General features: G+C 38.2%; 15 protein-coding genes and 1 tRNA gene. 15 read left to right on the top strand and 1 reads right to left on the bottom strand.

The genetic code is table 11. The features are described from left to right. The 3 genes from WA010_RS04080 to WA010_RS04070 all read left to right on the top strand — a co-directional run. The coding region (locus WA010_RS04080; RefSeq protein ID WP_422555883.1) for a uroporphyrinogen decarboxylase family protein at positions 1–380 on the top strand (380 nt) is incomplete at its 5' end. Continuing rightward, positions 381–1,319, top strand: coding sequence for a radical SAM protein (locus WA010_RS04075; RefSeq protein WP_422555882.1), 939 nt, complete (start codon positions 381–383; stop codon positions 1,317–1,319). Between the two features lie 57 nt (positions 1,320–1,376). Next, a tRNA-Asn gene (locus tag WA010_RS04070) sits at positions 1,377–1,451 on the top strand. A 26-nt stretch (positions 1,452–1,477) separates the two neighbouring features. Here WA010_RS04070 and WA010_RS04065 read toward each other — a convergent pair. Next, positions 1,478–3,535, bottom strand: a complete 2,058-nt coding sequence (locus tag WA010_RS04065) for a TonB-dependent receptor plug domain-containing protein (protein WP_422555881.1) — start codon at positions 3,533–3,535, stop codon at positions 1,478–1,480. 109 nt (positions 3,536–3,644) lie between these two features. On the opposite strand from WA010_RS04065, the gene WA010_RS04060 reads away from it, so the two are divergent. From WA010_RS04060 to WA010_RS04005, 12 genes are all read left to right on the top strand, one after another. Next, positions 3,645–5,069 (top strand): sensor histidine kinase, encoded by a 1,425-nt coding sequence (locus WA010_RS04060; protein ID WP_422555880.1) that lies wholly within the window; start codon positions 3,645–3,647, stop codon positions 5,067–5,069. After that, complete coding sequence (locus WA010_RS04055; protein WP_422555879.1) at positions 5,066–5,605, top strand: hypothetical protein; 540 nt, start codon at positions 5,066–5,068, stop codon at positions 5,603–5,605. The genes WA010_RS04060 and WA010_RS04055 overlap by 4 nt, the downstream gene beginning before the upstream one ends. Before the next feature lie 80 nt (positions 5,606–5,685). After that, complete coding sequence (gene rfbA / locus WA010_RS04050; RefSeq protein ID WP_422555878.1) at positions 5,686–6,576, top strand: glucose-1-phosphate thymidylyltransferase RfbA; 891 nt, start codon at positions 5,686–5,688, stop codon at positions 6,574–6,576. After that, positions 6,573–7,145 (top strand): dTDP-4-dehydrorhamnose 3,5-epimerase, encoded by a 573-nt coding sequence (gene rfbC, locus WA010_RS04045; protein WP_422555877.1) that lies wholly within the window; start codon positions 6,573–6,575, stop codon positions 7,143–7,145. Before rfbA ends, rfbC (WA010_RS04045) begins: the two co-directional genes overlap by 4 nt. Further along, positions 7,138–8,007, top strand: coding sequence for a dTDP-4-dehydrorhamnose reductase (rfbD, locus tag WA010_RS04040; protein ID WP_422555876.1), 870 nt, complete (start codon positions 7,138–7,140; stop codon positions 8,005–8,007). Before rfbC (WA010_RS04045) ends, rfbD begins: the two co-directional genes overlap by 8 nt. Next, positions 8,004–9,032: a dTDP-glucose 4,6-dehydratase gene (gene rfbB / locus WA010_RS04035; protein WP_422555875.1), complete on the top strand. Its 1,029-nt coding sequence runs from the start codon at positions 8,004–8,006 to the stop codon at positions 9,030–9,032. Before rfbD ends, rfbB begins: the two co-directional genes overlap by 4 nt. Positions 9,033–9,038: 6 nt before the next feature. Continuing rightward, positions 9,039–9,992 (top strand): glycosyltransferase, encoded by a 954-nt coding sequence (locus WA010_RS04030; protein ID WP_422555874.1) that lies wholly within the window; start codon positions 9,039–9,041, stop codon positions 9,990–9,992. Between the two features lie 73 nt (positions 9,993–10,065). Beyond that, complete coding sequence (locus WA010_RS04025) at positions 10,066–10,839, top strand: glycosyltransferase family 32 protein (RefSeq protein WP_422555873.1); 774 nt, start codon at positions 10,066–10,068, stop codon at positions 10,837–10,839. A gap of 67 nt (positions 10,840–10,906) precedes the next feature. Next, positions 10,907–11,737, top strand: a complete 831-nt coding sequence (locus WA010_RS04020) for a glycosyltransferase (RefSeq protein WP_422555872.1) — start codon at positions 10,907–10,909, stop codon at positions 11,735–11,737. After that, complete coding sequence (locus WA010_RS04015) at positions 11,737–11,895, top strand: hypothetical protein (RefSeq protein ID WP_422555871.1); 159 nt, start codon at positions 11,737–11,739, stop codon at positions 11,893–11,895. The genes WA010_RS04020 and WA010_RS04015 overlap by 1 nt, the downstream gene beginning before the upstream one ends. Further along, a complete protein-coding gene (gene rfbC / locus WA010_RS04010) occupies positions 11,892–12,443 on the top strand; it encodes a dTDP-4-dehydrorhamnose 3,5-epimerase (RefSeq protein WP_422555870.1) in 552 nt (183 codons plus the stop codon). Before WA010_RS04015 ends, rfbC (WA010_RS04010) begins: the two co-directional genes overlap by 4 nt. Further along, the gene (locus WA010_RS04005) at positions 12,443–13,330 is read left to right on the top strand and encodes an NAD-dependent epimerase/dehydratase family protein (protein WP_422555869.1); all 888 of its coding nucleotides are present in this window, start codon (positions 12,443–12,445) and stop codon (positions 13,328–13,330) included. The genes rfbC (WA010_RS04010) and WA010_RS04005 overlap by 1 nt, the downstream gene beginning before the upstream one ends. Positions 13,331–13,462 lie beyond the last annotated feature (132 nt).

The raw sequence follows: 13,462 nt of genomic DNA, 5'->3' as shown, positions 1-13,462 counted from the left end.
AGTTCTCATGGAGCTACATGGTCGAAATCGCTGAGTATCTAAAAGAAAAATATCCGCATGTCCCCGTTATCATGTTCCCAAAAGGGATTCCTGCCTTTTTAGATAAAGTGTATGGTAATTTCGATGTATTCGGTGTTGATTGGAGTACTCCTATGGCACTGGCAAAAGAGAAATTGGGGGATCGCTACGTCCTTCAAGGAAACATGGAACCGTGTCGTTTGTACTCCAAAGAACAAACGACCGCGTGTGTTGAAGCGATCCAAGAGATCATGGGGGGTCGTCGCCATATCTTCAACCTCGGTCACGGGATTCTCCCTGACGTTCCGGTTGAAAACGCACAGCACTTCGTTCGTGAATGTCAGAGAGTCAGTAAAAAATAAATGTCCACTATTTTCGGTCCCGTCTTTTCACGCCGTTTCGGTGCGTCGCTCGGGATCGATCTCTCCTCATCCACCAAACAATGCAATTTTGACTGTCTTTACTGTGAACTCGCCCCTGTACCTGCAATGGCACACCAACATACCGTAACTCCGGTCGAAACTATCATCAACGATTTAAAAGAAGCCCTCTCTAAACACCCCGATATCGATGTCATTACGATCACCGCTAACGGCGAGCCGACGATGTATCCGTATTTGTCTGAACTGATCGAACAGCTCGATACGATCAAAGGGAATATTCAAACGCTAATCCTCTCAAACAGTGCCTGCTTAAGTGATCCTATCGTATTTGATACCCTCTTAAAACTCGACCAAGTCAAACTCTCTCTCGATGCAGCAACACCCGATGTTTTTAAAAAAATCGATCGTCCGGCTGAAGGGATAGAGATCGGCACGATTATCGAAAGCATCACCCGATTTTCACAACAATTTAAGGGGAAATTGTTTTTAGAGATATTGTTTGTCAAAGGGATCAATGACGTTCTTAGTGAAGTGGAAGCACTTAACCATGCGCTAAAGAATATCCGATGTGAGCGTATCGATATCGGTACGATTGATCGACCTCCCGCGTATACGGTTCAGGGTCTTAGTTTTGAGGAGCTACATGTCATAGCACACCGTTTTGGTCCTGCATTGCCGATCCATATCGTATCCCGTACTCATGCCTCTGCAACTGCGAGCCCTTTCAGCGATGAAGATATCCTTAGCACTTTGGATAAACGTCCTCTGACGCAGGATGATATCAATGCTCTTTTCGATACTGAGTCCAAAAAACGCTTCGAACACTTGCTCCATCACGGCAAAATAGCTCAAATCGAACGCTCCAATATCATTTTTTTCGTTCCAAGCGAAAATATCGATCGAAAACGCTCTAAATAACCCCTTTTTTATTGACATCCAACGCAACATAGCGTATAATTGCGCCCTCTTAAAGATTCCGAATTAGCTCAGCGGTAGAGTAGGTGACTGTTAATCACTTGGTCACTGGTTCGAATCCAGTATTCGGAGCCACCCTCCATAATCTCATTAATCCATTTTCAGAACTGTTTTTCATACGTCACTAGCCAGTTACGACCTTCACGATGTATACCCTCATGTTTTGCGTTATACGATGGGTAAATCACTGACTCTTTAAAGAGATTTTTGACACTGAATGTTAACATCGATAAATCATCCAAATTATAGGTGAGCGTTTCATCTACCAGCATAGTGGCCCCATATGCCCGAATAATACCGCTATCTCGCAGATATCCCCGTTTTGGGCCATTGTAATACCATGCGCTATTAATCCCAAGCCGTTCAGTCAATGGATAAAGATAGTACCCTTTCACCATCACTTCTGAAATTTCCGGACTTTGGTATTCGATAGGATTGTAATAATCGGGTGAAAAATACTGTGAGCGCACATACGAAAAATTTCCCATCAACTCGGAAGCATTACCAAAATGGTGAGTAATCTCCATTTCCAACCCTTTTGCATTACGCTGCCTATGATTGGCATAATCACCGATAAACCCCTCTGGTTCATTAGAAATTCTATCTATGACATCATTTAGAATAGAATAAAAGATATTAGTTCGAAACATAGTGTATTTATTTTTGTACGTGTAAGCCAATTCAAACGTATCAATCGATTCGGGGTTTAAAGTTGGATTCCCATTTTTAAATCCATTTTGTACCGCTTGAAAAGCTTCCACATATGATGGTGCACGATAAGATCGTCCATAAACTCCCTTAAAAATATGGTTATCATCTAATCTGTACACTGAACCTAATCGGTAACTCAACATATCGCTAAAGAGTGAATAAGAATCTAGTCTAACATTGGTAGAAATATCTAAAGCATCATTAATAGAATAAATATCTTGTGCATACACCGATTTAATCCACTGATCGTTATCTCCAGCAATCAAACCGTACTGTCCATCCAAATACGTCATCGGATCAGGAACGGCTGGATTAACAATAGGACCACCATTTGCCTGCACTCTGTAAGTAGTACCAAAAATATTTTTAATTGTATCAATCTTTTGGGTACTCATCCCCACTCTCCAATCATGATCGACTACATTTTTCCCTCGAAAATTCATTTCCATATAACTGTTTAGCTGTTCATACGTGGGGTTTATCCGAAATGTCATGGAAGCATCTTGATAAATAGTAGTGTCAAACGTAAAAGCATAATAATTTATCCCTAATTTCGTTTCCATAACAATGTCACGATCTACTAAAAATAGCTTTTGCATTTCAAAAACACCACTTGCATTATGCTGATAACCCCCATTGACTGGTTCAAGATCTTCACCCAAACCATAAAAATTATCTGTAACTTCTGATTTATATCTGGCAATCAACGTTAAATCATCACGCTTTGCCATCACACCGATCGAATAGTCTTCAAAATTTTCCAAACTGTTATAATCAGACCGATAATAAGCATTATTAGGATCTGCTGCAAATGTTCTATCGGCATTTATAGTTTTATTGCTATGTTGATAATAGCCGTCAATTCCAAGTGTCCAACCATCCGTATTCAAATGTTTGGCAAATCCCCCTTTGGCATAACCATAACTTCCTGCTGAAGTAAAAACTTTATCATTTTCCCCTTCTTGAGAGCTGATCGTAATCACATTGATTGCCGCACTAAATGCGCCAGGACCATAAATTGTCGAAGCAGAACCTCGCAACACTTCAATACGGTCAATCAGCTCTATAGGGAAATCAAGATAATAATAACTGGTACTGTAAAGGTCACTGCCGACATCCACTCCATCAATATAGAGTTTATACTTATCAAATACAAACGTATCAGGGCTATACGTTCCTCTAACGATAACTTGTTTCCAACCGGTATGTAAGATAGAAGTCTCAATCCCAGGCAAAAGACCAAGGGCTTCATGGAGATTACGAATTCCAATTTTTTTAAGCTTATCAGCATGGAGTACGGATACGACAGAAGGCTGATAGTCAATATTGAGTTTAGTCTTAGTTGCAATGGCACTCACTTCATCCAATAAAGAGGCGATATCCTCCTCTGCTGCCACTTCATTTGAAAATAGCAAAATTGCTACCAGTATCATCGAAAAATGGTTCATCAAACTCCCCATAATCATTCTAAGATTACATTGTACCAAAACTTTAAACGAAGTATTAACAAAAACTTATATAATACCAATTTATGTTATTTGGTATTGGATTTTAATAATGAACTCTTTAATCGGAAAATTTGCAATTTTCTTTTGGCTTCTTTACATCGCCGTCATCATTCCTATCTTTATCATCATCCAAATGAATAGTTCTAGTGTCTTAAATGACGAAGAACGCTTCAAAATTCAATTAGTTAGTAATACTCTAAAACCAATCATTTCTACCTATCTGAGTTTTGATCAGAAGGAAATACTGAATGAAACAATGCGAACTTTTTTTCAAAATCCAAGCATTGTACATGTTCTCCTAACCGATATCAATAAAAAATCTATTTTTGAACAATTCAGCTCTCATACAAAAAAAGGGTTACGCACTCTTTCAGAACCACTTAACGACCCGATTACAGGTGAATTACAAGCAACACTTTATATCAGTTACTCCAATACCCATGCACAGGAGTTACAAAATAAACTTTTTAATCAACTACTATTATTGTCATTCTTTGCTTTAATCATTTTTTTAATTACCTACCTCTACTTTCGTAAACAATTTTTTGTTTTACGCCAAATCTCTAATTGGATAGGTAATTACACTGTTGATAATACAACAAAACCTTTTCAGTCCAATAACATGAATACTGAAATACAAACCATCATTTCATCCACCAATACAATGCTCGGAACGATTGATAACTACCGATGCCAAATGGAAGAAATTAACTCAAAGTTAGAGCAACGTATTGAAGCCGAAGTAGAACAACGCCGTCAAAAAGAACAATTATTGATCCACCAATCAAGACTTGCGGCGATGGGTGAAATGATCGAAAGTATCGCTCATCAATGGCGACAACCGCTTAACATTATCGGTTTAGCCATGAGCAATATTGAGATGAAACGCCAACTTGGAGGATTAAATGACATCGATGTTCAAAGTAACAGTGATATTATTAATTCAAATCTTTCCTTTATGTCTAACACCATTGATGATTTCAGAAATTTTTTCAATCTCAATAAAGAACGTATTACTTTCAAACCAACTCAACCTATTCATGATATTTTTCATCTATTAAGTGAACAACTTCACTATGCCAAAATTATTTATACAGTAGATGATACATGCAATGAAGAAATTTATGGTGTCGTGAATGAATTTAAGCAGGTCATTTTAAACATTATTAACAATGCAAAAGACGCTATTCTCTCACAACACGGTTCAATCGGAGGGGAAATCAACGTTGTAGTGCGATGTGGAACACAACATCTCTTCATTGAAATATCTGATACCGGAGGAGGGGTTCCACCGGATATTAGCAAACGGATTTTTGAACCTTATTTTACGACGAAGTTCCAAAAACAAGGAACCGGCATTGGACTCTATATGTCCAAAGTAATCATTGAGCAACATTTTGAAGGGACTATCAGCGTTAATAATACTTCACAAGGGGCGGTATTCACTATCAGTTTGCCGCTAAATCATCCATGAAAAAAATTTTGTATTTTTTCATTTTTGTCATTCCACTTACACTCTTTGGAGAGTCTTACGATACTCCATTATTACATATCAGCTCAAAACTTTTTCCAAAAATATTATTCATGGAAAAAGGGACAAAAGAACGTATTCAATCCTCTATTCATTTTGTTATTATCGCTTCACCTACTCATCAAGAAGCCGCCAAACATTTTTCAAACTTAATTTTGAATCAATACCCTAATGGTATCAATGATCACCCGATTCGAATTTCAATCGTTTCAGTAAAAGAAGCTCTGAATATGAAACATGTACATGGTATCATTTTAATGATTCCACCTGATGAAACTCTACTTGAACCACTCATCAAACATACTTATGAAAATAAAATTCTCACATTTTGTTTCGACCCATCCTTACTACGATATGGAGCTGTGATTTCAGTCTATATTGGAAAAAATGTGAAACCTTATCTCAATACCTCTGCAATCAAACAGGCTTCTTTTACTTTTGAATATAGTTTTATCAATCTTTCTGTACTTTATGAATAAATTTCTTCACTCTTTTAAACCAAAATACAATTATGTTAAACTATAATCATATTCATTAATTGCATTGAAGGAGAGAGGTCATGAAAGGTATTATTCTAGCGGGTGGCAGCGGGACCCGACTCTATCCGATTACCAAAGGGGTCAGTAAACAGCTCGTTCCTATCTATGATAAGCCAATGGTTTACTACCCTCTCTCAGTATTGATGCTCGCAGGAATTACGGAAGTTCTTATCATTTCTACTCCTACAGATTTACCACGCTTTGAAGAGCTCTTAGGTGATGGCAGCGACATTGGGATGCGCTTTGAATATTGTGTCCAACCTTCACCTGATGGTCTTGCACAGGCCTTTATCCTTGGAGCTGATTTCATCGGATCGGATGATGTGTGTCTAGTATTGGGTGATAATATCTTTTATGGTCACGGTCTCACGAAAATGTTGGCTCAATCGGTTCGTAATGTTAAAGATGAAGGGAAAGCAACCGTATTCGGTTACTGGGTTAAAGATCCTGAACGTTATGGGGTAGCTGAGTTCGATAAAGAGGGAAATGTCCTCTCGATCGAAGAGAAACCTTCATCGCCTAAAAGCTCGTATGCCGTTGTAGGATTGTATTTCTATCCAAACAGCGTCGTCGAAATAGCAAAAAAGATCAAACCAAGTGATCGAGGAGAGTTAGAGATTACCACTGTCAACCAAGAATATCTCACGCAAAATGCCCTTAAAGTAGAACTAATGGGTCGCGGATATGCATGGCTCGATACCGGAACCCATGAATCACTCCTTGAAGCGAGTCTCTTTATCCAAACCATTGAGAACCGCCAAGGACTCAAAGTAGCCTGTATCGAAGAAATCGCCTATGAAATGGGATACATTACCAAAGAGAAACTCTTAGAGCTTGCACAACCACTCTCTAAAAACCAGTACGGTCAATACCTGATCCGTAGAGCCAATGAAGGGAAGATTGGAGAATGACATTTACTCGTACCAATATTCCTGATGTCATCATTATTGACCCAAAAGTTCATGGAGACGAGAGAGGCTATTTCGTCGAAACGTTTCGGGGCGACAAACTCTCGGAATTTTTAGGATACACTCTTAATTTTTGTCAAGACAACGAGTCTAAAAGCTCATATGGCGTTCTACGTGGATTGCATTACCAGCTCCCACCCCATGCACAGACCAAACTGGTACGGGTTATCGAGGGAGAAGTACTTGATGTAGCAGTGGATATCCGCACAGGAAGCCCCACTTTTGGTCAGCACGTAGCCGTTCGTCTCTCAGGAGAGAATAAACGCCAACTACTTATCCCGAGAGGATTTGCTCACGGGTTTGTCGTCTTAAGTGAAACATGTACCTTTACTTATAAAGTGGACAACTACTATAGTCCTGAATGCGATCGCGGTATCGCATTCGATGATTCGACTTTAAACATCGATTGGGTAGTTTTGGTAGAGAAGCTTCAACTCTCAGCTAAAGATACCACACAACCATTATTGGCGGATGCAGACCATTTCACTTTTGGAAATAATTTATATGCTTAAAGTTCTTGTCAGCGGAGTTTCTGGACAATTGGGTTCTGAAATCAAAGCTATTAGTACCTTATATCCCCAATATGATTTCACCTTTGCCGATCGTTCAATGCTTGATCTCAGCAATCTCTGTAAAATGGAAGATTTTTTCGAAGGCAAGATATTCGATGCTATTATCAACTGTGCCGCCTATACCGCTGTAGACAAAGCCGAATCTGAAATAGACTTTGCCGATACGATCAATCATCGATTTGTTTCGATGCTCGCAAAAATCGCTAAAAAGAAAAACACGTTACTAATTCATCTCTCTACCGACTATGTCTTTGATGGCAAGAATTACCGCCCTTACATCGAGAGTGATCCCAGCGATCCACAAGGGGTTTACGGGTGCACCAAACGTGATGGAGAGAATGCTATCCTCTCTGTTGCTCCATGTAACACCATTATCATCCGTACATCATGGGTTTACTCCTCTTTTGGCAATAATTTCGTTAAAACAATGCTCCGTTTAGGTCATGAGCGCGATAACCTCGGTGTTATCTTTGATCAAGTGGGAACACCCACCTATGCACGAGATTTAGCCCAAGCGATCCTCGATATCCTTCCACAGATCAACAATACAAAACCCGAAATCTACCATTATAGCAATGAGGGAGCCGCTAGTTGGTATGACTTTGCCAAAGCGATATTTGAACTTTCCAGTGTTACGTGTCAGGTAAATCCGATCACTACCGATCAATACCCGACTCCGGCATCTCGCCCTCACTACTCTTTACTCAACAAATCAAAAATCAAAAATGATTTTAATCTCTCCATCCCCTACTGGAGAGACTCACTCAAAGAATGTTTGAATACCTTAGGAGAAATCAAATGAAAACCATTTTACTCACCGGATGCGCCGGATTTATCGGGAGCAATTTTGTCCCTTATTTTTTAAATAAATACCCAGACACCCGCTTAATTAATCTTGATCTCCTTACCTATGCAGGAGACATGAATAACCTTAGTGATGCACCCGTGAGCGATCGTCATATCTTCGTCCAAGGGGATATTTGTGATCGATCATTAGTTGAATCATTGTTTGAACAATACGATATTCGTGGTGTCATCCATTTCGCCGCTGAGAGCCACGTCGATAACAGCATCAAGAATCCGGGTGTATTTGTCCAAACCAATGTCAACGGCACTTTTACTCTCATCGATGTCGCCTATAAAACATGGATGGAAAAACCATTTATCTATAAATCTGGATACGAGGGATGCCGTTTTCACCACATCAGTACCGATGAAGTGTACGGAACCCTCAGCGATGATCCAAGTGATCTCTTTACCGAAGAGACCTCGTATGCCCCTAACAGCCCTTACAGTGCATCCAAAGCGGGATCAGATATGATTGTCCGCTCATACCATCATACCTATGGGATGAATACGGTGATTACCAATTGCTCCAATAACTACGGACCAAAACAGCATAATGAGAAACTGATCCCGACCGTTATCCGTAAAGCCCTAAATGGAGAAAATATCCCCGTTTATGGAGACGGCAAAAACATCCGTGATTGGCTTTATGTGTTAGACCACTGCAAAGGGATCGATCTAGTTTATCACACAGGACGCAGCGGAGAGGTATATAACATCGGCGGACGCAATGAACGCAACAACAATCAGATCGTGGATCGTATTTGTACTCTCCTCGATACGATGCAACCACGCCAAGATACCAAAAGCTATAAAGAGCTTATCACTTACGTCGAAGACCGTGCAGGACATGATAGACGCTATGCTATCGATGCCACTAAACTCGAAACAGAACTCGGATGGAAAGCCGAAGAGACGTTTGATACCGGCATCGTGAAAACCATCGAGTGGTATTTAGCCAAATATCTCGCCACTTATTAAAATTCTATGTCTGATTCTATATCTATTATCATGGCCACTTATAATGGTAGCACTTATTTAAGAGAACAATTAGACTCCATATTGCACCAAACACTTCTTCCAAAGGAGATCATTATTCAAGACGACTGTTCCACCGATGATACAGTTTTAATTATTCAAGAATATCTTTGTCATCTTCCCATCCAGTTTGAAATCAATCCTGTAAATTTAGGTTATGTTCGAAATTTCGAACTTGCCCTTTCAAAAGCTACTGGAGATTATATTGCGTTATGTGACCAGGATGATATTTGGGCACCCAATAAACTTAAACTTTTACTCTCTAATATTGGAGGAAAATCTCTTGTTTACAGTAACTCTTTACTTATTAACTCTAAAAGTGAAAGTCTCAATACAACTCTTTCTCAAAAGCTGCGAAATCACTTTATTTCAACTCATTCTCCACTAACATTCATATACGATAACTGCGTCTCAGCACATGCGATGTTATTTCATCATTCACTCATACCGTATACCACTCCTTTTCCAAGTCAACTCTATTTTGATGCATGGATAGCTGCAAATGCTGCTGCACTTAATGGTATTAGCTATATTGATCAAACACTAGTACACTATCGTCAGCACACAAATAACACACTGAGTAAAACAACCAAAACAAAACTTTCTTTATTTAAAAAAATCAGTTTAAAAGTAGAAAAAAAAGCTTCTGAGCATGACTCCCATGCTAAAATTATTTCCGAATTTCTCTCTATTTCATCATTAACAAATGATGAACAAAATTTACTAAAATCATTACAAATTGCCCACTTGGCATTTGCGCACCATTGGTTTAATTTTACTCTGTTCACCTTATTAATTCTACACAGAAAGACTCTATTTGCAATTACGACACGCAATCCATTCTCTATAGCTTTAAAAAAATCAATCGGTCTTAAACTTTACCGTCTTTTTCCATTTTTATAGAGCTTAGTAATGCACAAAAATCGTCGAAGAGCTTTTATGGTATCATTAGAGTATCAAATCAATAAGGTTATGAATGGATTGGATAATTGTTATATCAAACCGCTTAATAAAAATATTAGGAGCTATTGTTAAAGCAATCGCATATCCTTTTCATTTTATTTTTCCTAAAAAACGTTTTCAAATTCCCAAAGAGAGTAAAGCCTTTTTTACCCGACGTACTCCAAATAAAATTGCAAAAATTATTTGGCAGACTAATTATACAAATAACGTTTCTCTTCCCGTTTATGTTAACTATCTATTCAACCGTCTCATGTCCCTAGATTGGGAATACCGTTATGTGAGCACCGAGGATCGTTTGGATTTTATGCGATCACACGCTTCACAACAAATCGCAAATGCTTTTGAGCAACTCACGGATGGAGCTTCCCAAGCCGACTTATGGAGGCTTTTTGTCTTGAACTATTATGGTGGAGTTTATATGGACATCGATGCCCATGCCGTATGGCCACTTTCAAAAATGATCAGACCCGAAGATAATGAAGTCTTTTTGATGACCAAACACAATTACAGCAACTACTTTATTGCTTCAGTAAATAACAATCCTTACTTAGAAAAAGCGATTATGATCACCGTTGATAATATTAACAATAAAAATATCGGTGGCGGAGTCTATGATTTAACAGGTCCGACCGTTTTGAATAAAGCAATTGGAAATGAGAAAGTAAATCAAAGACGTAATCAAATAACTTGTATTCAAGGTAGTTTTACCAATGAATATTTTCAATACATTGACAAACCAAGAGGAAAATGGACTTATGCTAAAAAAGAGGATCTTTTAAAGAGCTAGTCATAGACCTCATTAAACTCAGCAAATACACTGTAAAATATTAAATATTTTTTGGAGATAATCATCTATGTCCCATCCTCAATCCACACTTATTATCTCTGTTTATAAAGATACCGAAGCTCTTAAATTCATATTAGAGAGTTTGAGCTATCAAACCCTTCCGGTTAATGAAATCATCGTATCCGAAGACGGTGATTCAGTAGAGATGAGAGAGTTTATTGCTACTCAAAAAGATCATTTCCCCAATCTCGTCCATCTCATACAAACCGATGATGGATGGCGTAAAAATATTGCGATGAATAACGCTATCAAAGCTGCTAAAAATGAATACCTTATTTTTATTGATGGTGATTGTATTCCCTATAGCACCTTTATCCAAGGACATGTCGAAAATGCTCAAGAAAAAATTGTTCTTTGTGGAAAAAGGTTTGAATTAGGAGCAAAATTTACCGATAAAATAAAAAAACATCAGCTCACTATGTTAGATTTAGAAAAAAAGTTTCTCTGGTATCTCCCATGGATGGTAAAAGATAATGCTAGACATATCGAAGAGGGGTTTTATTTTACATCTAATAGTTTTTTAAGTAATATCAGCAAGCGTAACGTTCGTTATATTATTGGATGTAATTTCTCATGCTACAAAAAGGATTTTTTAGCAATCAATGGACTTGATGAAACCTATCGACTCCCTTCGGTCGGTGAAGATATCGATCTTGGATGGAGATTTAGAGGTTTGGGAATAGAGCTTAAATCATGCCGAAACAACGCTTGCATGATCCATTTATGGCACAAAAAACGCTTTTCCGAAGAAGATGGAATTATCAATAATAAGATTTTAAAAATCAATTTTGACAATAATACCTTTATCTGTAAAAATGGAATATTTAAGGAGCTTTGATGAAAGTATTATTACTAGCCGGCGGGTTTGGAACAAGACTTAGTGAGGAAACAGATGTTCGCCAAAAACCGATGGTAGCACGTGTTGGTACAACGGATAATTTAAATTACTATGTTATGGATGCAAAAATGAAAAATTTAGAGTGGAGTAAATCATGATTTTAATAGGAACTTCAATTCAAGGTTTAAAAATACTGAAACCAAAAATTTTCGACGATACTCGAGGACGTTTTATCAAAACCTATAACAGTGACTTTTTTTACGCTAACGGATTAAATCTTACTATAAAAGAAACTTACTACTCGATTTCACACAAAGGGGTAATTAGGGGGATGCATTTCCAAACCCCTCCATATGATTGCATTAAAATTGTTTATGTTCCTAGAGGAAAGATCAACGATGTTGTTCTAGATATTCGGAAAAATTCTCCGACCTATGGAAATTATTTTACGGTTGAGCTCTCTGCGGAGAATGGTAATATTCTTATTATTCCAAAAGGGTTGGCACACGGATTTAAATCGTTGGAAGACAATACAAATGTTACCTACATGCAAACATCCTGCTATGCTCCGAATAATGATTGTGGAATACACTACGATTCGTTTGGGTTTGATTGGGAAATCCAAAGCCCCCAACTATCAGATCGTGACTTATCCTTTTCTTCTTTAGTTCAGTTTGATTCTCCTTTTATTTTTGGTAATAATTAATGCAAGTTTTAATAACAGGTGCAACAGGTTTTATCGGGCAAAATTTAGTTAAAAGCCTTTTGAATAAAGGGTATTCAATCACAACCATCGTACGTCACAATAGTGACATCTCTTCCATTGATTCTCGAGCCGAAGTTTTTCGTTATTCCGGAGAGATTACGGAACTAATTGCCTTATTTCAAAATAAACAATTTGACGGTGTTATCCATTTGGCCTCGCTTTTTTTAGCTTCTCACCGAACCGAAGATATCTCTTCGTTGGTCTTTTCCAACATTCAATTCGGAACAGAGCTTTTAGAAGTGTGCAAACTCTCCGAAACAAAATGGTTTATCAATACCGGTACATTTTGGCAACATTACCATACAGACAACTACAACCCTGTCAATCTGTATGCCGCCACAAAACAAGCGTTTGAAGATATCGCTAAATATTACACGGAAACTTCCAATATGGTCTTTACGACAATTAAACTAAACGACACTTTTGGTCCGCATGATCCACGAAACAAAGTTTTCAATCTTTGGTATCGTCTTTCACAAACCGATGACACTCTGGAGATGTCTCCGGGAGAGCAGATTATCGACATCTGCTATATCGATGATGTTATCGGTGCCTATGAAACTATGATTGATAATCTTATGAATACTTCGGAGAGAGTCAAAAACAAAACATTCTCTGTCCGTTCCAAAGAACGTATGAGTTTAATAAACCTCTCAAAAATATTTGAAAAGGCGATTGGCAAACCGCTAAATATCCAATGGGGCAAACGAGATTATCGAGAGCGAGAAGTGATGACACCATGGGAAAATGGTGAAAACGTCCCTGGCTGGGAAGCAAAATATACTCTGGACGAAGCAATTAAAAAAACCATAGGAGCCATGAAATGACGCCAGCAGAACAATTAAAAAATGAGATATTACAAAAGACCAAAGAGTATTACGAATTGGTACACAAACCGACACAAGAGAAAGAGTTCGTATCGGGCAAAAGCCGTGTAAACTATGCAGGGCGTGTATTCG

The sequence above is a fragment of the Sulfuricurvum sp. genome, assembly GCF_049305995.1.
Classification (GTDB): Bacteria; Campylobacterota; Campylobacteria; order Campylobacterales; family Sulfurimonadaceae; genus Sulfuricurvum.
Note: the sequence above shows the minus strand (reverse complement) of the source record. Positions and strands in the feature narration are given on the sequence as shown.